20 protein-coding genes are annotated in these 20342 nt (G+C 38.5%); 15 read left to right on the plus strand and 5 right to left on the minus strand.

Annotated features, from left to right (window positions below):
- Positions 1 to 7: 7 nt before the first annotated feature.
- The 9 genes from CD001_RS05540 (at position 8) to CD001_RS05580 (ending at position 9294) form a co-directional block, all read left to right on the plus strand.
- Complete coding sequence (locus CD001_RS05540; RefSeq protein WP_096186566.1) at positions 8 to 1090, plus strand: hypothetical protein; 1083 nt, start codon at positions 8 to 10, stop codon at positions 1088 to 1090.
- Entirely contained in the window at positions 1090 to 2007 is a 918-nt protein-coding gene (locus CD001_RS05545) for a hypothetical protein (RefSeq protein ID WP_096186567.1), read from the plus strand. The genes CD001_RS05540 and CD001_RS05545 overlap by 1 nt, the downstream gene beginning before the upstream one ends.
- A 251-nt stretch (positions 2008 to 2258) precedes the next feature.
- Positions 2259 to 3125, plus strand: a complete 867-nt coding sequence (locus CD001_RS05550) for an AraC family transcriptional regulator (protein WP_096186568.1) — start codon at positions 2259 to 2261, stop codon at positions 3123 to 3125.
- A 109-nt stretch (positions 3126 to 3234) separates the two neighbouring features.
- On the plus strand, positions 3235 to 3750 hold the full coding sequence (locus tag CD001_RS05555) for a DUF402 domain-containing protein (protein WP_096186569.1): 516 nt from the start codon (positions 3235 to 3237) through the stop codon (positions 3748 to 3750).
- A gap of 228 nt (positions 3751 to 3978) precedes the next feature.
- Positions 3979 to 4434: a MarR family winged helix-turn-helix transcriptional regulator gene (locus CD001_RS05560; protein WP_096186570.1), complete on the plus strand. Its 456-nt coding sequence runs from the start codon at positions 3979 to 3981 to the stop codon at positions 4432 to 4434.
- A gap of 343 nt (positions 4435 to 4777) precedes the next feature.
- Positions 4778 to 5437: an NAD(P)H:quinone oxidoreductase gene (gene wrbA / locus CD001_RS05565; RefSeq protein WP_096186571.1), complete on the plus strand. Its 660-nt coding sequence runs from the start codon at positions 4778 to 4780 to the stop codon at positions 5435 to 5437.
- Between the two features lie 156 nt (positions 5438 to 5593).
- Entirely contained in the window at positions 5594 to 6571 is a 978-nt protein-coding gene (locus CD001_RS05570; RefSeq protein WP_096186572.1) for a ring-cleaving dioxygenase, read from the plus strand.
- Positions 6572 to 6731: 160 nt separating this feature from the next.
- On the plus strand, positions 6732 to 7952 hold the full coding sequence (locus CD001_RS05575) for an MFS transporter (protein ID WP_096186573.1): 1221 nt from the start codon (positions 6732 to 6734) through the stop codon (positions 7950 to 7952).
- Positions 7953 to 8379: 427 nt separating this feature from the next.
- Positions 8380 to 9294, plus strand: coding sequence for a cupin domain-containing protein (locus CD001_RS05580; protein WP_257009716.1), 915 nt, complete (start codon positions 8380 to 8382; stop codon positions 9292 to 9294).
- Between the two features lie 156 nt (positions 9295 to 9450).
- On the opposite strand, the gene CD001_RS05585 is transcribed toward CD001_RS05580, so the two are convergent.
- Positions 9451 to 9756, minus strand: coding sequence for a DNA-binding protein (locus CD001_RS05585; RefSeq protein WP_096186574.1), 306 nt, complete (start codon positions 9754 to 9756; stop codon positions 9451 to 9453).
- Between the two features lie 244 nt (positions 9757 to 10000).
- On the minus strand, positions 10001 to 10615 hold the full coding sequence (locus CD001_RS05590; RefSeq protein ID WP_096186575.1) for a TetR/AcrR family transcriptional regulator: 615 nt from the start codon (positions 10613 to 10615) through the stop codon (positions 10001 to 10003).
- A gap of 191 nt (positions 10616 to 10806) precedes the next feature.
- Between CD001_RS05590 and CD001_RS05595 the strand changes: the two genes are divergently transcribed.
- The 3 genes from CD001_RS05595 to CD001_RS05605 all read left to right on the plus strand — a co-directional run bounded on the left by CD001_RS05595 (position 10807) and on the right by CD001_RS05605 (position 15039).
- Positions 10807 to 11976: a YhgE/Pip domain-containing protein gene (locus tag CD001_RS05595; RefSeq protein ID WP_096186576.1), complete on the plus strand. Its 1170-nt coding sequence runs from the start codon at positions 10807 to 10809 to the stop codon at positions 11974 to 11976.
- Between the two features lie 474 nt (positions 11977 to 12450).
- Positions 12451 to 13872: a D-xylose transporter XylE gene (gene xylE, locus CD001_RS05600; protein WP_096186577.1), complete on the plus strand. Its 1422-nt coding sequence runs from the start codon at positions 12451 to 12453 to the stop codon at positions 13870 to 13872.
- A gap of 324 nt (positions 13873 to 14196) precedes the next feature.
- Positions 14197 to 15039, plus strand: coding sequence for a MerR family transcriptional regulator (locus CD001_RS05605; RefSeq protein ID WP_096186578.1), 843 nt, complete (start codon positions 14197 to 14199; stop codon positions 15037 to 15039).
- Between the two features lie 77 nt (positions 15040 to 15116).
- Here the strand turns inward: CD001_RS05605 and CD001_RS05610 are convergent, their stop codons facing one another.
- From CD001_RS05610 to CD001_RS05620, 3 genes are all read right to left on the minus strand, one after another.
- Positions 15117 to 15923 (minus strand): alpha/beta fold hydrolase, encoded by an 807-nt coding sequence (locus tag CD001_RS05610; protein WP_096186579.1) that lies wholly within the window; start codon positions 15921 to 15923, stop codon positions 15117 to 15119.
- Between the two features lie 120 nt (positions 15924 to 16043).
- On the minus strand, positions 16044 to 16565 hold the full coding sequence (locus CD001_RS05615) for a hypothetical protein (RefSeq protein WP_096186580.1): 522 nt from the start codon (positions 16563 to 16565) through the stop codon (positions 16044 to 16046).
- Entirely contained in the window at positions 16562 to 17047 is a 486-nt protein-coding gene (locus CD001_RS05620; RefSeq protein WP_142303547.1) for a hypothetical protein, read from the minus strand. The genes CD001_RS05615 and CD001_RS05620 overlap by 4 nt, the downstream gene beginning before the upstream one ends.
- A gap of 531 nt (positions 17048 to 17578) precedes the next feature.
- On the opposite strand from CD001_RS05620, the gene CD001_RS05625 reads away from it, so the two are divergent.
- The 3 genes from CD001_RS05625 (at position 17579) to CD001_RS05635 (ending at position 20276) form a co-directional block, all read left to right on the plus strand.
- Positions 17579 to 18103, plus strand: a complete 525-nt coding sequence (locus CD001_RS05625) for a S4 domain-containing protein (RefSeq protein WP_096186582.1) — start codon at positions 17579 to 17581, stop codon at positions 18101 to 18103.
- A gap of 591 nt (positions 18104 to 18694) precedes the next feature.
- Positions 18695 to 19432: a class I SAM-dependent methyltransferase gene (locus CD001_RS05630; protein WP_096186583.1), complete on the plus strand. Its 738-nt coding sequence runs from the start codon at positions 18695 to 18697 to the stop codon at positions 19430 to 19432.
- Positions 19433 to 19496: 64 nt separating this feature from the next.
- A complete protein-coding gene (locus CD001_RS05635) occupies positions 19497 to 20276 on the plus strand; it encodes a 2-phosphosulfolactate phosphatase (protein ID WP_096186584.1) in 780 nt (259 codons plus the stop codon).
- The last annotated feature ends 66 nt before the right edge of the window (positions 20277 to 20342 follow it).

The following is a 20342-nucleotide window of genomic DNA, read 5'->3' on the forward strand; positions in this document are numbered from 1 at the left end:
TTAGCATATGAATACGAATCGAAAGCATCCAGTTGTTGCTTTTTTACTGTCGTTTTTTCCTGGCGGTGGTCAATTTTATTATGGGAATTTGTTTCGCGGCATGTTTTACTTTTTCATGACCGTATTGCCATTAGCCGGTGTATTATTTTTATTATTGTTTAACTTCTATGACTACTTTCTTTTGCTCTTAGGTGTTTTAGCGGGTGCATTTTTTTATCTTGTCAGCTTTATCGACACGGTGATCGTGAGTACTCGCGGTAGAGGCCAGACAGAATCACCTAGTAATGGGACGACCCAAGAGCGACCGGAATCTGAACGCTTTTTTACAATTGTCCTTTCGTTCATTCCTGGAGTCGGGCACTTTCAGCTTGGCTTAATGAATCGCGGGTTTACATTTTTAACGGCTTTTATTGGAGCTGGGATCATGATCATTTTTGTTGCCTTTCTCGCTCGTCAAGACGGATTCTTGCTTTTTATGGCCTTTTTACCTGTTGTTTGGGTGTACAGCTTTTTTGATGCAGTACAGCACTTAAATAAAAAACAGCGTGGAGAGATGCTCGAAGATCGTTCGTTGCTAGACGACTTTGAAAGCCGTCGTGAAGATGGCCAAAAAAGTAAAGTGATTGCAACGCTTCTAGCGATATTCCCTGGAGCGGGTCACTTGTATCTTGGTTATCAACGACGGGGGATTCAGCTTATGGCAGCTTTTCTCCTTTCGATTTACATTTTAGATTTACTCAGGCTAGGGGTATTTATTTTCCTCATTCCGATTATATGGTTTTACAGCTTTTTCGATGGTCTGCAAAAAGCGAGCCGCCAAGGAGACGAACCTGTCGACGACAAGCCTGTTATTCCATACTTAATGAATCACCAGCGTTGGCTCGGGATTGGCTTCGTCGTACTCGGTTCCTACTTTATGTTAGACCGCGTATTTATTCCGGGACTTGCCCCGAGACTAACTGAGTTATTCCAGTTTGAGATTAGTCATCTGTATTATGAGTATTTTCAAATTATCGTCGTCAGCCTCATCCTGATCGCAGGCGGATTCAAACTCATTTCAGGCAGTAAAACGAAAGGGAGTGAAAAGTGATGCGAACATGGCGCGTTGGAACGGTGTCTATGGGAAGTGCGCTTTTATTACTTGGGGCTTTTCTGCTCGTGGCAACATTTGGGCAAAGTGATCTATATGTCCTATTATTATCATGGTGGCCAGTTATTTTAATTATTCTTGGGCTTGAGATCCTTCTATTTCTTTTTTTTCAGCGAAAACAAGAGTCCAATCTCAAATATGATGTGTTTAGCATTCTGTTTATCGGTTTTCTCGGAACGGCTGCAATCATTTTTACGGTCGTAACTTCTCTTGGTATTACAGATAAAGTTTCTGCTGCTCTTTCGAGTCAGGAAGTGACGAATGATTTACCAGCGTTTGAAGAACAGATTTCCGATCATATTGAACGTATTGTATTTGAAACAAACCGTGACGATGTGACAATTGAGAGTACAGCGGACCGGGAATTACACATTTTTGGGACATATCGAGCTTCGGTTTCACCTAGGAATGAGGAGTTGCTTAACGAAGCCTCTGAATATGTGACTGTAAAAGAACGGGGCGATATAATGTATGTTACGCTCAAAGACCTGCCTGTTGACAACGTTCTCGGTTATACACATTCGTCCATGTCAGCACGATTAATTGTTCCTAGTGATGTCGATCTTGACGTTCTTTCCCGTGGATCAAATGTCGTTTTAAGGCCAAAAACGATCATGGCAGATTGGGCCGTCGAGGGAGCTTTTTCAACATCTCTTTATCTTCCTGAAAACCGTGATCTGATGATCGAAGCGAATCGTGTAGGCCAGTTAGAAAGCTATGATGGTGTCAAGTGGGATGTAACGAGTGGCGGAGATGATGAAGAACGGTCAGGAATGGAATCGGGCCATATCGAGTTAGGTGATGCAACGTATCAACTTCGTTTTAACGATGCTCATGAGGTCGTGATTTATAATTAAACAAGTAATCGAAACACAAACTCCTCATCAGTAAATTTTGGGGAGTTTTTCTATATTCAAGTCAGGAACGAATGTCTGGAATATACGATATGAAAACGTCCCTATAGCGGAAATGTTTATTGAGGTGTGAGAGGTTAGCAAGTAAAATAATCATTGGATGATTAATATAGTGTAAAACGGTCCAAACAAAGCACAAAATGACCGGATTAAATTGCGGTGGCCTGCTATGATTTCTTTAAGGAGTGAGTGACATGGGGTGGGTAGAGTCAATACAAAAGGCAATTGATTATATGGAAAAAAATTTATTGGAAGAGCTCACTATTGAGCGAATTGCAAAGGAAGCTAACTCATCAGTGTTTCATTTCCAAAGGACGTTTTCAATATTGACGAATATGTCAGTTGCTGAATATTTAAGGGGAAGGCGCCTAACTTTAGCAGCACAAGAGTTAGCAAGTACGAACACGAGAATTATTGATCTCGCCTACAAATATGGTTACGACACTCCAGAAGCTTTCTCCAAAGCTTTTCGCAGACAGCACGGGATGAAGCCGAGTGAAGTGCGAAAAAACATAGGAGAGCTGAAATCTTATAACCGCCTAATTATTCAGGTGAATTTGAAAGGAGCAGAGCCAATGAAGTACAGAATTGTGGAAAGAGAAAGTTTTCAAGTAGTCGGTATAAAAAGGGAGTTCTCATGTATAAATGGTGAGAATTTGAGGGAAATTCCAAAATTTTGGAACGCTGCACACAAAGAGGGAACTGATGAAGCACTGTTTAAATTAAACAGTGGTAATATCAAAGGGGTACTTGGTGTGTGTGTTGACAAAAGTGCAAAATCAAATGGTGATGAAATTGAATATTGGATTGCGACGGAATATTCGGGAGAGGAATTGCCAAGTGGCTTCTCCAGGTTAGAGATTCCTGCGTCAAAATGGGGTGTCTTTGAAGTTCACGGGCCGATGCCTGATTCCATGCAGAATAGCTGGAAAAAAATCTTTTCAGAATGGTTTCCATCTAATAACTATGAACATGCGGGAACCCCGGAGTTGGAAGTCTATACTAGCAAAGATCCATCAAATCCGAACTTGTATTCGGAAATTTGGATTCCTTTAAAATAGTGAAAGAAAGCGAGTCGGGCAAGGTCCGGTTCGCTTTCTTTTGCTGTATAAAACTGAGTGTTATGATGATGGTAAAACCACAAGTATCATGAAGCGAAAGGGGAATTAGATGGCTGTTAAAGGAAAACCGATCATTGAGCGGAAAATAAAATACGACAATACGATTGTCGAACACCACTGTAAGCTTGTAAAAGCTGATCAAACAGAGATCATTTTGTACCATGAAATTAATGAACCTTTTTCAATGATGGCTAATGGGACGGAAGTAACGATTCATAAAGGTTGTTATACGATCGCTTACTATTGGACTGACCGGCCGTACAATATATACATATGGCGAAATCAGGATGACGAATATGTCGGCGCGTATTTTAACATCGTTAAAGAAACATCTATTACCGCTGATGCTGTTAACTTCGAAGACATGATTATCGATGTTTTAGTCCTGCCGAATCGAGCCTATTTCATATTAGATGAAGAAGAACTGCCTGAAGCGTTAGAGCAATTTGAAGGTGGTACTGTCCAACAGACCTTGAGCACGTTACTCAATTCGCTCGATCAAATCTTGGACGAAAAAATACGAGAATCAAGTAATCTCGTCCACCACCAAAAACGTCCTAAATAAACACACCCAAGTTCACTCCAATATTCATTCCAAATCATTTCCAGGTGCCTGGCACCTGGAAATGATTTGGAATAACTAAGGGGTAATTCAGAATGAGTTTGGATATAATAAGAACTGATCTGGAGAGAACGTGGAATGTACATGGCGATTTGGCGATTCGACAAGTGCCTGGCACTTGTGGTATGATTATCTCGAATTCGAGATGTTTTTGCAAAGGAATGATGAAAGATGGATATACATGAGAACAAGCAACACGAAGAGGAACTTTCGTTAAAATTATTTATTGTATTGTCACGTGCGTATCAAACAATTCGAAAGCGCGTTGAGGAAGATATTAAAACATATAGCTTGAACCCGACAGAATTTGCGGTGCTTGAGCTTATTTATAATAAAGGAGACCAACCCATTCAAAAAATTGGTGAAAAAGTGTTGATTGCAAGCAGCAGTATTACGTATGTCGTCGATAAATTAGAGAAAAAAGGTTACTTGAGAAGAAGACCATGCCCGAAAGATCGCCGAATTACGTATGCTGTCATAACTGAAAAGGGAGCAAAAGTGATGGCAAATATTTTTCCGAAGCATAAAGAAGCAATTCAGCACATTTTCGGTGGCCTTGATACGAAAGAAAAAGAAGAGATGATCAAACAATTGAAAAAACTAGGTTACTATGCCGAACAAGAATGAAGTGGGCAGCAATAAGGTTTTATACGACTTCTACTATTAAAAATAAATTTACTTACAAAAATAAAGTGAAATATCTTGAATTCGAAATATTACTTGTCGTATAATACGAACTAGAGATTAAAATACAGTTTTAAAAGATTGGAGTGATTGATGCTACCCAGTTATTTTCCAAAGATAATATCTCGAAACGGAGATAACTTAAATCGAGACAATGAATGAAATCCCCCGAAATAGGAAATTAGAAAGATTAGGGCATTGACTAGGAATCATTTATTGGGGGTGGTTGCTTAAGAAGGGTGACTAATCACATAACGATCGAGTCATGAAAGTTTAGGTGAGTAATATGGGACTTTTACAAAAACTATTCGGTAAAACAAAGGAGACGAAAAACATGGCAAATATTAAATTAGCAGTTATTTATTACAGTTCAACAGGTACAAACTATCAGTTAGCTAAGTGGGCTGAAGAAGGTGGAAAGGCAGCAGGCGCGGAAGTGAAAGTATTAAAAGTACCTGAACTTGCTCCACAAGGTGCAATTGAGTCAAACCCAGCATGGAAGGCACATCTTGATGAAACGAAAGATGTTCCTGAAGTTACATTAGACGATCTTGAGTGGGCAGATGCGATCGTCTTTAGTGTACCAACTCGATTCGGTAATTTACCAGCTCAAATGAAGCAATTTTTAGATACAACTGGCGGACTATGGTTTAACGGAAAACTTGCTAACAAAGCAGTTAGTGCAATGGCTTCCGCCAACAATGCACACGGTGGTCAAGAAGCAACCGTCCTTTCTTTGTATACGACAATGCACCACTGGGGCGCAATCATTGCTTCTCCAGGATACACAGATCCAGTCCAATTCACATCTGGCGGAAATCCATACGGAGTAAGTGTAACAGTTGACCAAGAAGGCAACATGCAAGAAGATGTAGAAGAAGCAGCGAAGTATCAAGCAAAGCGTACTGTCCAAGTGGCAGAATGGATTCAAAAAGGCCAACAGTAAAAGAATACGAGCTAATCGGGTATTCCGGTTAGCTCTTTTTAAAAATTAGTTGCAAAATAAAAAAGCTATTTCCTCATATCTTGTGCCATAATATGATTTTATTTGTTTAAATGCGGGAAAAGCTTTTGTAACGTATATTATGATGGAGGAATGATCATGAACGAACTAAAAGGGATACATCACGTGACGGCGATTACGAGCAGCGCGGAAAAAAATTATGAGTTTTTTACTTACGTACTTGGAATGCGTTTAGTGAAAAAAACCGTTAATCAAGATGATATCCAAACGTATCATTTATTTTTTGCAGATGACACGGGAAGTCCTGGGACTGATATGACGTTTTTTGACTTTCCTGGTATTCCGAAAGGCTCTCATGGAACAAATGAGATTTCAAAAACATCTTTTCGTGTTCCGAATGATACAGCCTTAGACTATTGGGTGAAGCGCTTTGACCGATTAGAAGTGAAACACGATGGAATTAAAGAACAATTTGGGAAGAAGTGCTTGTCCTTTGTAGATTTTGACGACCAGTATTATCAGCTCATTTCTGATGAAAACGATGAAGGAGTTGCTTCTGGAACACCGTGGCAAAAAGGTCCTGTTCCTTTAGAGTATGCGATAACTGGCTTAGGTCCAATTTTTATTCGCATAGCAGAATTTAATTTTTTCAAAGAAGTACTCGAGAAAGCATTTATGTTTAAGCAAGTTGATCAAGATGGAGCTTTTTATTTGTTTGAAGTTGGAGAAGGCGGTAACGGAGCTCAAGTTATTGTCGAACATAACAAAGTGCTTCCACAAGCAAGGCAAGGGTTTGGAACGGTACATCACGCTGCTTTCAGGGTAGAAGATCGCACTGTATTAGAGGAATGGATTAATAGACTTCATACGATCGGACTCCAAACATCAGGTTATGTCGATCGATTCTTCTTTAAATCGATGTATACGAGAGTGGCACCGCAAATTTTATTCGAGCTTGCAACAGATGGACCAGGGTTTATGGATGATGAGCCGTATGAAACACTCGGAGAAAAACTATCACTTCCACCATTTTTAGAGCAAAAGCGTGAACAAATCGAAAAAGCAGTTCGACCGATTGATACAGTACGGAGTACGAAAGAGTTTAAAAAAGAATAACAAAGTAAGTAACCGGCACCTTTGCGTTGAATGCAGTTCTTCGTGAGGTGCTTTTTTCATAAATGAAGATATTAAGAAGGAAGTAAGTCCCTTTGTATTGAATGGTTAAGGAGTGTTGTGGACTAACTAATTTTACAAATACATTGGAGCTTATCATTTTATGAAAAATAAATTAAAAGACTGGAAGCACCCTGCAATTTTACTATCATCTATAGGCATTGCAGGTATAGGGGACTTTATTTATCTTGTCGCTATTAATATTATCGTTTATCAACTAACTGGTTCAGCAGCGGCAGTAGCTGGGTTATGGATTATTGGTCCTCTTACGAATATGATCACGAAGTTCTGGACAGGGAGTTTCATCGATTATCGCAGTAAACGAAAAGTGATGATCGTTACATATCTAATGAGAGCGGGCTTTATCTCTCTCATTCCATTAGCGTCTAATATGATCGTCATCTACAGCATACTCGTCTTTCTTAGTGTTGCAAAAGCGTTCTTCGGACCTTCTTCAATGACGTACGTGACGATGCTCGTTCCAAAATCTAAAAGAAAGAGATTTAATGCCATTCGTTCTTTCACTTCGTCAGGTGCATTTATTGTGGGACCTGCAGTGGGAGGGGCACTAATCCTTTTAACATCAGTAAACATAACACTTTGGGTGAACGCTATTTTATTTATTTTTGCAACAATTTTACTAACTTTTTTACCTGATAAAGAAACGATTAATAAGACATTGATCCCTAAATTGACCATCAAACAAGTAGTGAGTGATTTTACCGTAGTGACATCTTTCGTTTCAAAAAATAAATACGTCGCTTACATATACACAGGTTTTATACTGATTATGCTGTTTTCGTACGCGATGGATGCACAAGAGGTCGTTTTTACTCAGCTTGTCGTTGGGTTATCAGAGGTAGAATATAGTTTACTAATTAGTATTACGGGAATTGGATCTGTTGCTGGAGCAGCTTTATTATCGGCATTCTCAAGCAAATTTTCCTTGAGGTATATGATCGTAATAGGAGTTATCATGACCGCAGTTGGCTATATGATCTATGCATTCTCGTGGTCGTTTCAGTCTATAGCAGTCGGATTTATCATTCTAGGATTTTTTAATGTTTTTCTCAATGCTGGAATTACGACATTTTATCAAAACAATGTTCCTACTGAAATCATGGGACGGGTAACGAGTATTTTTCAGTTAGTACAAAGTGGTTTTCAAGTATTGTTTATTCTTGGTGTCGGTATTACAGCGGATGTTATTCCATTACGTATAACCATTATCGTAGCAGCACTCGCCATGTTTGCAACGTCACTGATTTTTTCCATCGCTGTATTTTTACCCCGAAAGAAAAGAGTTTATCTTGAAGATGAGTAACCGATCATGAAATTGAATAAAAGCTTCTTGACCGACTAACCGAAAAGCATGCAGTCATTTGAAGAGGCTGGGCCAAAAACCAGTTTAAATATGTGTGTTTCAGGTTTTTATATTGGTGTTGATTGTTCAAAATATTACTCGCTTGCACTCTAGATTACAACATCTACTCGTGCTGCACTTCGTTTGCATTCGTAGTGTTTTCTTTGCTGCGGGCAAGGCTTTAGATAATCGGGGGAAACCGGCTTTGATGGATCTTCACCTCTTGCTTTCCCCGCTAGCGTCTCGTGATGTTTGACAATCAACAAAAAAATCTAAACTATAGGAACCATTTTCCATTAATTTTTCGCAAACGGTAACATAATCAAGCTCCATTCCTTTTGCTAGGCATATGCTAATGTTGTAAACAAATTGGAAAGGAATGAATCGAGTGTATTATGTACCAGCCATGTATCCACTGCATTCTTATTATGCGAATGTAAACAGACCTGTATATACTGAAGGCTTTATGTCGCGAAATGTCCCAAATTACGATGAACAAGTAACTGAAGCCATATTTAACAAGTTAAAAAGAAAAGCGTCTATGATTGAATTGTATGAACGTTTGGCGAGTGAATCGCCGAATGAAGAGAGTGAAATAAATATTCTTTATACATTAGAGGAGAATAAAATTCATTTGCAGCATCTGACTGATCTTTATATCAGCTATACGGGGAGAATCCCTGACTATGAGGTTGAAACAGAAGACTTTGCAACGTATGAGGAAGGATTGCAAAAGGCGTATGAAAGAGAAACTGAAGGGGATGAATATGATCGAGAAGATAGTGTTCAAAATCATCACCCTTATGTTTGGCATGTCTTTTATCGTATTTCTATAGGGGAAGAAGAAAATGCTGCAAGGTTATGGTCTCTTTATGGCGAACGTTTTCATCGTCTAGAAGATTATGGGACAGAGGCATTTGTTATAGATATTGAAGAGGCTACGACAGGAAACAATACGTTCCGGACGGCATTATGGACAGGAGATTATTTACAAGTGACGGTAATGAGTATTGATGTTGGAGATGATATAGGGTTAGAAATTCATCCAGACCATGATCAATTCCTTCGTATCGAAGAAGGAGAAGGTTTCGTTCAAATGGGGGATCAGAGAGATCAGTTGGATTTTGAGGAAAATGTGTATGATGATTATGCCATCATGGTACCAGCAGGAAAGTGGCACAATGTAACGAATACGGGCAACATTCCACTTAAGCTATACTCAATTTATGCACCGCCTGAACATCCGTATGGTACCGTTCATAAAACGAAAGAGGATGCGATGGCAGCGGAGGGGAACTTATAAAGAAGAGGCTGGGACTAACGTTTTTTAAATAAATAAAAATCCGAACTATAATTCAAAATTCCGTATAGATTTCGAATTAGTTCGGATTTTTCCCATTAATAACTACTTTAAATCTGTAGTTATTCGTCTAGCTTCTTTAGATGCATCTGATGTCGGTTAGTTTCTTTCCTGATTCGAGTTTCCTATATATATTTCTTTAGAAGAAACCCATTCAATAAAATGATGATAAGGAAAATATGATGTACCATTTAGTTCAACTTTTGGAGCATCGGGAAATTTATTTAAAAGCTCCTTTACTTCCTCTTTCTGTAGCCCTAAATAAATATGCAAGTCTTCCTTTTTTATTAGAGTAGGAGGCTCATCAGTATTAGCTTTCGGATTCTTAAAGTTTTTTAATCCATCACTAATAAAATATCCTAGTGCTGCTAAACCGAGACCAACCCAAAACAACCCTGATTCCATATGACCCCACCTTTCTATGTAAATCTTACTATACGATCCTTAAGATTTTGAAGGGTGTTCTCAAATACTATTTATAATCTGTATCGTTTTAATCAATATATGTTGGTGAAAAGGTACGGACTAAACAAACGTTTGTTTAACTATTTTTTGACAGAATGAAGGGAGATTAGCTAAAACGTGACTTCTTTATGTTGAAGTAATTCCTCTAATTGTCGAACGAGGTCGTGAGCTATCCCTTTTTTGTTCACTGTTCGATTAATCCGATCGTTGAAATCGGTCCTTGGACAGCGATTCGGGTAATTATTGAGGCGATCTCTTCAGGTGATTCTTTCAAACCTGTTTCGATCCAATGCTGAATAATACCAGTATGAGCAGAGGCGACGAAGGTTGCTAAATATTCTGGTGGAACGAGCATTTTATCTCGATCTGGCTGCGATTCCGAAAGCTTTTCTAAGATTCTTTCTTTAACGAACTGCTTCCAATCCGAAGTAAAGCTAGGGTCCCCTTGTGGACCTATGATAACTTTGATCAAATCAGCATGTTCAGCAAACTTTTCGATGATCGAGATAAACGCAGGGTATGCTTGACCTTGCTGTTGGTAGACGTGTTGGATAACATGTTTGATATCGATTTTTTTAGCATTTTCCTTCAGTTCAGAGAGCAGTACTGATTGAAATTGCTCCAGCATATCGTCTACATCGCGATAATGTAAATAAAATGTACCTCGATTAATATCTGCTCGAGCTGTAAGATCACTGACTGTGACGTTCTTTAATCCTTTTTCTTGAATAAGCTCAATGATCGCTTTACGTAGCATTTTTTTCGTTCTCAATTTCCGCCGGTCCGTTTTTTTAGTCATGGTGGGTGAACACCTCCCTTTACTGAATTTGAAAAAGAATGGAGAGAAAAAATGAACACTTTCTCTTTAAGTGTTCAGTTATGAACAATATGAAGGAGATTGATCATTGTAACACTTCTTGATGTCATTATAATGAACACTGAGAATATTAATCAACAGTTTGTTCATTAAAATGAAAAGGAGTGGATCATATGCTTTGGATAAAAGAACGTTTACTATGGATAGGCGTTGCCGTTGTTTTTACTGTATTGGTCCTATTTGGTCTAGCAATGATGGGTTCTAGTTTAGGTGCAAAGCCGAATGACTTGCCTGTTGCATTCGTTTCGATGGATGAAAGTGCAGAGCGTGCAGACGGAATGGAACTGGCAGTAGGTGAGATGGTAGGAGAACAAGTATTAGCAAATGATCAACTGCCTATTAAGTGGGAGGTTCTCGATTCAGAAGGAGAAGCACGTGAAGGGATGGAGCAGCAAAAGTATTATGGGGCACTTATTTTACCAGATGACTTAAGTGAAAACGTGCTGACAATTCCTACTGCTGAACCGCAGCAAGGCAACGTACAAATCCTCGTTAACGAAGGGATGAATATGCAAGCTGCAACAGCTGTCAGCCAAATGTTACAACAAGTGATGACAGGGGTGAATAGGGAAATCTCGAATATGGTTCTTGGTCAAATGACACAAATGTCTGAGGACATTCCAGTTCAGACAGCAGATGCATTACGACAACCATTTAGTATTGAAGAAGTTGTGCTCCATCCAATTGGTAACAATCAAGGTCAAGGAAATGCACCAAATATTTTAACTCAAATTATTTGGATTACGAGCTTAGTGACGAGTGCAATTATGTTCATCATTTCCCGAAAACACATTACTGAAGGTAGTCGCGGCTGGATTCTTGTTCTTTCACAGGTAACGGCAGGTCTTATGATTATATTTATAGCTTCTTTATTTTTAATTTGGATGGCGACATCTTGGTATGGAATGGAGATAAATGAAACGATAGCAGTTTGGTTGTTGTTATGGCTCATTGGTTCAGTATTTTTCTTATTGCAGTCATCACTCCTGAACTGGCTCGGCTTACCGGCAATGGCTATTCTCGTTTTACTCTTTTTCTTCTCGATGCCTGTCTTAGGAATGCCCCCTGAATTTTTACCGCAAGTGGCACAAGATTGGTTATATTCGTGGACACCGCTTCGGCTTGCTTCAGCTAGCATAAGAGATATGATGTATTTCGGCGGATCTGAGACGATCTCATTCCATTTTACTGTGCTATGGACAATATTTGGAGTCAGTTTAGGACTCATTGCTTTATCACCTCTTCGAAAAACATCAGCAGAAAAAGTTCAAGCAGAAGTGTAAAACAAAAAAGTCACCGCAATTTGCGGTGGCTTTTCTTCGTATAATTAATAGATTCTATTTATATGTTTGTCTTTAAGTCGAGGTTTTTCTATGGCCTGCTGCTGACGACAAATGACCTACTTTTTATAGTATAAAAAATAATAAACACTTAGTTAGTTCACTAGACAAACTAAGTTTCGGGTGATAGAATCAAAAAATGTGAAAAGTTAGCAAGCGCTTTCAAATTTAGATAATTAGAGTAATGGAATAATGCTTTTTCGATAATGTGAATCATGTAAAATGAGAGTCTTTTTAGTGAACCATGTTTTGACTTTAAAATAGAAGGGGGGATAAAGACAGATCTTCATAAAAGGGCGGCCATTTGATCAAGGGGATGTTAAGCATTATTCTCGTTATTGTAAGCGCCTACTTTTGTTCCTTGATAGTCATAACTGATCGTTCTTCATTATATGAAAATCTGTTTTTAGCTAAATAATGAACAAACAACGTAACGCACTTTATATTTTTTCTCTCACTCTTATTGCTGCGATAGGTGGTTTACTTTTTGGATATGATACTGCTGTTATATCTGGGGCAGAAATGTCGATCCAAGCGTATTTAATTGATGGTTTAGGATTAGGCTCGTTAGCTCATGGTGCAACGATCTCAAGTGCTTTAATTGGATGCATCATTGGGGGAGTTATCTCGGGATTTTTCGCTTCCAAATTTGGACGTAAAAAAACCTTAATTTTTGCAGCTATCCTTTTCTTAGTGTCTGCTTTAGGTTCAGCCTTTCCTGAGTTCTTGTTTTTTACAAAAGGAGAACCAAGTTTAGCTTTGCTTCTTACTTTTAACTTTTATCGGATTATCGGAGGTATTGGGGTTGGATTGGCTTCAGCGATTACTCCGATGTATATAGGTGAAATTGCACCAGCCGATATTCGGGGGAAAATGGTTTCCTTTAACCAATTTATGATCATTTTTGGGATGCTTGTCGTTTATTTTGTGAACTGGGGCATTGCGAGAGGACAATCGATTGAGTGGATCAATGATATTGGCTGGAGATATATGTTTGCTTCTGAAGCACTCCCTGCTCTATTATTTGGATTATTATTACTCTTTGTTCCTGAAACACCTCGCTACTTAGCGATGCAAAATAAAGATGAGAAGGCGCTCTCTGTCTTAACGAAAATTAATGGTTCAGTAAAAGCCAAGTCGATATTAACTGAGATTAAAGATACGGTTCGTTTAGCCGATCAAGCGAAAAAGGAAAAGTTGTTTGCATATGGAAAGCTTGTGATTGTCGTCGGGATTTTGCTTTCTGTCTTTCAACAATTTGTTGGGATCAACGTTGCTCTCTATTATGCTCCTCGTATCTTTGAAAGTATGGGAGCGGCTAAAGATGCTTCGATGTTACAGACGATTGTTATGGGTCTAGTCAATGTGATTTTTACCGTTGTTGCGATTTATACAGTCGATAAATGGGGGCGGAAACCGTTATTAATTACTGGCTCGATCGGGATGGCTTTAGGGATGTTTGGTGTAGCAGGACTAGCCTTTGCTAACATTATTGGAATTAGTACATTGGTGTTTATCGTTATTTATACCGCTTCGTTTATGATGTCTTGGGGTCCGGTTTGCTGGGTATTGATTTCTGAGATTTTCCCAAATAAAATCCGTGGACAGGCGGTTGCTTTAGCTGTGGCGGCTCAGTGGGCTGCTAACTATTTCATCTCCTCTACTTATCCAATGATGATGGAATACAGCGGTGGCATGACATACGGATTTTATGGCTTGATGAGTGTCCTTTCCGCTATCTTCGTATGGAAATGGGTACCGGAAACAAAAGGAAAAACGCTTGAACAAATGGAAACGTTGTGGAACAAAGGGTTTGATACGAAGAATAAAGTTTCATAATGATGATAGAGGGTTGTTCAGGAAGTCAAAGAAAAACAGACTTTCTGGCAGCCTCTTTTTTTACAATAAAAACCCATCTACGATCGTATAACTATAACAAAGACTTTTACCAAGGGGTTTCTAGACAAACACAATTCGCTTCCTGAAAACTCGATTAACGACAAGCAAAGTTTTGTTAATAGGAACTTTTCGTACAAAGGGCGAAGTTATTAGAAGCAACAAAAATTTAAAAAGCGAGGTTGACTCTCGGGTTACCCAAGAGCTTATGCTGAATGTAGACGGCAGAGGTGCACATCTGTATAGTCTGTTTGTTGAGGTGAGGATATGTTTAAAATTGGTGAGTTTTCTAAGATGAGCGGACTTTCTATTGATACACTTTATCATTATGAAACAATCGGGATTTTAAAACCGAGTTTCGTTGATGAATCTACCAACTATCGGTATTATGAAGCAGATCAGCTTGTCACCATTAATAAAGTATTGACCTTAAAAGATGCCGGTTTCTCGCTAGCGGAAATCTCTCAGCTTTTACTCGACGATTCTGTCAAACACGAAATTATTCCGATGCTTGAGCAGAAGGCAGATTCGTTGGAAAGGTCGATTGAACGTGAAACGAACAGACTAGAGCGTCTCCGTACAAATATTTTTTTAATTAAGAACGGAGGAGTCCCTTATATGAATGAAATTTCGCTTAAAAGAGTGGAACCGATATTAGTAGCGTCTGTTAGAAGCTCGATGAACAAGAAAGACCGAGAAGCCTTTGAATTGTTTTGTGAAAGGTTGTGGACAAAGGTCAATCAACATTTGGACAATATGAACAGTAAACCGACAGTACCATGTTTGACGGTTTATCACAGTGGGTTATATGTGCATACAGATTCCGAATTCATTGATATGGAAGTTGTTGAACCAATAACGAGACCGATCCCTGAAAGCTCCGATGTTAAAGTATACGAACTGCCATTAGTAGAAAATATGGCGAGCATTGTTCATAAAGGCTCGTTTTCAACAATCTCTGAAACGAGTAAAAAAATGCATAAATGGCTTTCTGATAACGGGTATTCAACAGTCGGACCAGTGAGGGAAGTGTACCATAAAGGAGATTGGTTAACAGATAATGAACATGAATATGTAACTGAGCTTCAATTTCCAGTCAAAAAAAGGTGATCATGGATCCATTCGAGGTAGTTCCTTTCCTGAAAGGTATAAGGGCTACCTCGAATTTTAGGTAAATGAATGATTCATTAAGCAAAATGAGTAAGCTCCCGGTTAAATTTGGATTGCTCTTCCCAAAACAATCCGTGCCCGCTATGTTTAAACCAGACTAATCTCGAATGTCTAATTCCTTGGTGAAGTGCTGCCCCTAAAGGAGGCAAGCAAACTTGGTCGTGAACACCATGAAGGATAAGAGTTGGGACCTGAATCGCTTGTATATCATCAAATAGAGCCTCGTCTCGCAATGAAACTAAGACATTAGCCGTTGCGTAACCTGATGCCTCGGTACCAAGCTGGAAAAACCAGTCTGAGAAAGGCTTTGTGATTCGCTCGTAAAAAAACATGTTTGTAAACTGAGCAAGCAGGTAAGGTCTATCATGATAGACTTGTTCAATAAATTGGTTGACAGTTCTCATCGATAAGCCATATGGAAATCCTGCGCGTTGGATAAAGCTTGGTCCAGCTGCACCGAATAATGCTAATTTTGATACGCCTTCCCCTTCGTAACGACCCATGTATCTTATAGCGATCGCTCCTCCAACAGAATGCCCGGCAAGTGTGAAGTTTTCCAAACCTAGAGCTTCAACGACTCCTCGAACATCATCGGCAAGCTGGTTATAGGAATAACCTTCCCAAGGTTTATCAGATTTTCCAAAGCCTCTTAAATCGATTCCTATACATCGATACCCCATTGCAGGCAGAACATTAAACTGGTATTCAAATAATTTATGATTCGCTGGCCAACCATGTACAAAGAGAATTGTGTTTTCAGCAGTAGGGTTTACATCTTCGACATATAGTTGAACACCTCTTTCTATTTCCACGAAATATCCCATTCCGATGCCCCTTTCGTATATTTCACTTTATTTGCTCTAAATAAAGCTATTCACAAAAAGCATGACCTATACGTAAGGTGCTTCTTTACGAATGGATTTTGCGACAGGAAGTAAGGATTCCTATATTTTTGTCCATATAGAAGGTGTTGGCTTAGACATTTTCTTTTTTATATAACTGAGGAGCAACATATTTAAACCATAGACGCCAACATAAACTGGGATCGACATATAACTTTTCCACCCCTTAAACGTATATACATCGAAAAGAAGGGCTACCCACTCAAAAAAAGTTGTTAACAATGCGCAGACAAGAACGAATAAAGTTATCCCAAATGTTGTATATGTTTTAGATTTATAATAGTTCATCGCCAAATACGCAAAAGGCGGATACCCGAAAAGGATTAAAATCAAATCAAAAATTTCAAACTTCATCGAATCAAGGGTGCTATACAAGTTAGCAGGTTGAACAGCAACTGTCATATCAGCTGTAAACGCGAGAAATACGATCAGAGTCCAGGTGAGGAGAATTTCTAGATCATTTAAACGTTTAGGAAGTTTAAATATGAAAAACCATGTGACTAATATGGTGATAATAACGAATATTTCGTTTACATCAAATTTTTCCGGCGGATAAAGAATCATGAGGGTATCATCATCTCTTTTTTCATCATTTTTTCAAGGTTTCTTACATAAATGACAGTTAGTATAATGATTAGTAAATATCGAAGAGACTCATAAAATGTGTTCCAGTTTTCGAATATTAAGAACCCAACCTTTATAAATAGGAGCTCGAAGGATACAAGGACAACGATAAACAGAAGTACAATGAATAGTTTATAAATAATTTTGATATTAGCAAAGATAAAATAGATTAGCCAGACGATTATTAAAGGTTTAGTTCCGATCGAAGCAATTTTTTGTGTCCAAAGACTAATTGATTCGTTCGGTGTTTTTGTTAGCTCTAAATTGATACTTATAATGATACCTGACAGTTCGATCATAATATTTGAAAACATAAAGCAGCCAATGATGGTTAACCCATTCATTTTCTTTTTTAATGGATAAAGTGAAGCAATTAACATGATCGTTAATGTAATAAATATCCAGATCATGACATGTTTCATACTCCTAACATATGTAAGGTACGTTCTCTATTATCTTTTACAAGTTGCTGATGGATATTCGATAAAATAATTAACTTAAATGAATTCCAAATGGTTGCTTCCATTATTTTTCATTTTTTAGTATGATGGAGTTGGAGATATCGGAAAGGAGCAACTGTACTTATGCCAACATACTTGTAATGGTTGATACAAAAAAGAGCATTGCATACCCCCTTAGTAAAAGGTGTTAAAAAGTCCGAGGAAGTTAATACTGGAATTTTATCGTCAGAAGTGTCCTCTTTTTTAACACGTAAAACTTTACAAGGGAGTAGTATGCCTTTTTCACCCATTACAAGGAGCGCATAGTATATGTTGACACATATGTGCAGAGAACCTTAGCAAATGTTTAAAAAGTCCGGTGAGTTGTTAGCCAGGAGCGGCCTTATTTGCCCTTTTTGAACATTAACTTGATGGGGGATCTCTGCTTTTTTGTTTTTAAAAACTTTATATCTCCATTGACTATTGCGCTTCTTATCGAAGGAGCGAAAGGAAATGGAACAAGTTTATTTATCATGGAGTCTATTTAAACGTGATCATGAAAAGAGTCTTGAACGATATTGTCCTAATTGTGGAAAAAAGGTGGTATTTCAAGACAGTCTTATTAGAAGGCACAATGCTAATGGAAAAAATATATACAAGTTTGCAATTTATAAGTGTCCAGAAGACCATACTTGGAACAGGAAGCTAGCGGTTTATAAAGCAAGGTCACATCAAGCTGAGCAAACGGTAGAAAAAGAAGAGCGGCAATTTGAGATCGAAACAATTAACATGGAAGAACTCTTCAAGAGAAAAGTTAAAATGGTTGTAATTGAAATTGCTCAAGTGGAAGGGAGTTGGAGGCTAGATAAATTATTGTCCCAACAAATAGAGAATGCTAGTCGTACACAAATTGTGAAGTGGATGAAAGAAGGGGTCATTTTAGTGAACGGAGACACAGTAAAATCGGGTGTTTTGTTAAAACGTGATCAGAAAATAAGTATAAGACTTGGCTGTTACAAAGTGATCAACGACGAATAAATGAAGACAAGTCATAGTGAATATTCTCCGTGACTTGTTTTTACTGGATGAATCTAGTTAATGAACCTAGGCGGACACTCATTCCGCTATTTTTAAAAGATAAGAAAGTATAAAATTTCAATCTCTCGGTTGCTGTCTAGACTTCAGGCACGAGCGTTTACAACACGAGTAGGCTACGAGTTGTCTCGACGTATCTAGCTTCAAAGTGATACTAGAAGAGGAAGAGACAGCAGTTTTCGGCTCGAGGTCGCTTCGCCCCGCCATTTGAAGTCTAAGTTCGGACTTCTTCATGTCGGGACTCCAGCGCTTTTCTTTTTATTCTCCTACTTTTCGCGATGCTCACGGACATCAGATCAGCTATTTCATGAAAATGATGAGAAAATACCTTTTATATGGCCTAATAACGGATTCTATGGCAGTGAAAACTGAAAATCAAGCTTTATAAGCAACATAACGGATCAGATGTCCGCCAAATTTGTTTTAAAAACTTTCATTGCAAGGTTACTTAAATTCAAATAAGATAAATTTATAATTATTTGAAAATTTTGTTTGTTTTTGTTGATAAAAATACGATAAAAGGAGGGTCAATATATGTCTGACGCTAATGTAGATAGAAAGTGGGAAGAATCTGACTCAGAACAATTTTTGAAATATGATCAAGCACTTGTCCCGTACCGCGATAAATTAGAAGCTGTGTTTATCGGGCTATTACCCGAAGACAAACAAGCTTTTTTTAAGGTAGTCGATATTTGTGTGGGCGGAGGCTGGTTGACGGAGTCGATTTTGACAAATTACCCGAATGCCCATGTGATCGCCTTGGATGGGTCTGACAGAATGATCGAGTTTACAAAAAACAGACTGAATTCGTTTCGTGATCGCGTCTCCTTTCAGAAATTCGATCTGTTTGAAGAAGGATGGACAGACAACCTAGCTGAAATAGATTTTTTTGTGAGTAGTCTAGCGATTCATCACCTTGATGACCGAGGAAAGCAGCAATTGTTCAGACGGCTTTATTTAAAGATGAACGATTTTGGAAGAGTCATCATTGCAGATATTATAAAACCTGAAGCGGAAAAATCAAGGATCATTGCGGCACGTGAATGGGATGAGATCATCAAAGAACAATCGATAAATTTGTATGGAAGCCTAGAGGCTTTTGACTTTTTCGACAAGGAGAAGTGGAATATCTTTTATTATCCAGATGATGAAGTTGACAAACCGTCAACTATTTCAGACCAGATAAAGTGGTTGGCTCAAGCAGGATTTGAAAAAAATGAAGTCCTTTTTAGCCATGCAGGTCACGCCCTTTTTAGTGGAATGAAAGGATAAAAATAACATTGTAAAGCACTCTCAAATGCTGGGAGTTGCTTTTTCAATTCATTGAGGTGATACAATGTTCGATCAATTTTCTTACTCTTGTCGGGTAGAGTGGGGAAAGCGAGGAGTACGGGAAGCTGCAGAACGCGGGGATATTACAGTTATTGTTGACGTTTTAAGCTTCTCTTCAACTGTCGTGTCAGCTTTACAATACGGAGCACATATTTACCCGTATCCTCCTCATCTAGACGGCAAAAAGTATGCCGATAGTGTCGGTGCAGAATTCATTTTAGGAAGGTCAGAAGCAGTAAAATTAGGAAAGCCAACATTATCTCCAGTGACTTTTAGTTCAGCACATTCGAATAAAAAATTTGTCTTATGTTCATTAAATGGAGCTTATTGTACATGGGTTGGCGCAAAAGTTCCTGTATTATTAATCGGATCACTATTAAACGCCTCTGCGGTTGCAAATAAGATAAATCAAATGAAGGCGAAATTAAACAAACGAGTTACGGTCATTGCTTGTGGAGAACAATGGAACGATCCAAAAGAAGGAGAAGATGCTTTGCGACCTGCAATAGAGGATTATTTAGGTGCAGGGGCGATTCTTTCGAAAATAGAAGGGGATCGATCTCCAGAAGTAGAAGTTTGTATAGGTGCATATGAAAGTGTTGAACAAAAAATTCATCAGCTTATTTGGGAATGTGGAAGTGGAAGAGAACTGCGGCAAAGAGGTTTTGAAAGCGATGTTAAACATTGCAGTCGTTTAGATGCAACCGATACTGTGCCAATGTTAAAAGACGGACACTTTATTGACGTGACTAAAGTGGATGAAGACCGTTTAAATTTCTCCTAGTCTGTTTAAGGTCGCCTCTTCTGCATAATCGTCCAGCTTATTGTACATGAGAATCGACATCATTTT

It is taken from the genome of Evansella halocellulosilytica (assembly GCF_002335745.1).
GTDB lineage: Bacteria > Bacillota > Bacilli > Bacillales > Salisediminibacteriaceae > Bacillus_CA > Bacillus_CA halocellulosilytica.

Bases quoted from the DNA above. Each gene is read 5' to 3' on its own strand.
- CD001_RS05540 (WP_096186566.1), top strand. From the start codon at position 8: ATGAATACGAATCGAAAGCATCCAGTTGTTGCTTTTTTACTGTCGTTT.
- CD001_RS05545 (WP_096186567.1), top strand. From the start codon at position 1,090: ATGCGAACATGGCGCGTTGGAACGGTGTCTATGGGAAGTGCGCTTTTA.
- CD001_RS05550 (WP_096186568.1), top strand. From the start codon at position 2,259: ATGGGGTGGGTAGAGTCAATACAAAAGGCAATTGATTATATGGAAAAA.
- CD001_RS05555 (WP_096186569.1), top strand. From the start codon at position 3,235: ATGGCTGTTAAAGGAAAACCGATCATTGAGCGGAAAATAAAATACGAC.
- CD001_RS05560 (WP_096186570.1), top strand. From the start codon at position 3,979: ATGGATATACATGAGAACAAGCAACACGAAGAGGAACTTTCGTTAAAA.
- wrbA (WP_096186571.1), top strand. From the start codon at position 4,778: ATGGGACTTTTACAAAAACTATTCGGTAAAACAAAGGAGACGAAAAAC.
- CD001_RS05570 (WP_096186572.1), top strand. From the start codon at position 5,594: ATGAACGAACTAAAAGGGATACATCACGTGACGGCGATTACGAGCAGC.
- CD001_RS05575 (WP_096186573.1), top strand. From the start codon at position 6,732: ATGAAAAATAAATTAAAAGACTGGAAGCACCCTGCAATTTTACTATCA.
- CD001_RS05585 (WP_096186574.1), bottom strand. From the start codon at position 9,756: ATGGAATCAGGGTTGTTTTGGGTTGGTCTCGGTTTAGCAGCACTAGGA.
- CD001_RS05590 (WP_096186575.1), bottom strand. From the start codon at position 10,615: ATGACTAAAAAAACGGACCGGCGGAAATTGAGAACGAAAAAAATGCTA.
- CD001_RS05595 (WP_096186576.1), top strand. From the start codon at position 10,807: ATGCTTTGGATAAAAGAACGTTTACTATGGATAGGCGTTGCCGTTGTT.
- xylE (WP_096186577.1), top strand. From the start codon at position 12,451: ATGAACAAACAACGTAACGCACTTTATATTTTTTCTCTCACTCTTATT.
- CD001_RS05605 (WP_096186578.1), top strand. From the start codon at position 14,197: ATGTTTAAAATTGGTGAGTTTTCTAAGATGAGCGGACTTTCTATTGAT.
- CD001_RS05610 (WP_096186579.1), bottom strand. From the start codon at position 15,923: ATGGGATATTTCGTGGAAATAGAAAGAGGTGTTCAACTATATGTCGAA.
- CD001_RS05615 (WP_096186580.1), bottom strand. From the start codon at position 16,565: ATGATTCTTTATCCGCCGGAAAAATTTGATGTAAACGAAATATTCGTT.
- CD001_RS05620 (WP_142303547.1), bottom strand. From the start codon at position 17,047: ATGAAACATGTCATGATCTGGATATTTATTACATTAACGATCATGTTA.
- CD001_RS05625 (WP_096186582.1), top strand. From the start codon at position 17,579: ATGGAACAAGTTTATTTATCATGGAGTCTATTTAAACGTGATCATGAA.
- CD001_RS05630 (WP_096186583.1), top strand. From the start codon at position 18,695: ATGTCTGACGCTAATGTAGATAGAAAGTGGGAAGAATCTGACTCAGAA.
- CD001_RS05635 (WP_096186584.1), top strand. From the start codon at position 19,497: ATGTTCGATCAATTTTCTTACTCTTGTCGGGTAGAGTGGGGAAAGCGA.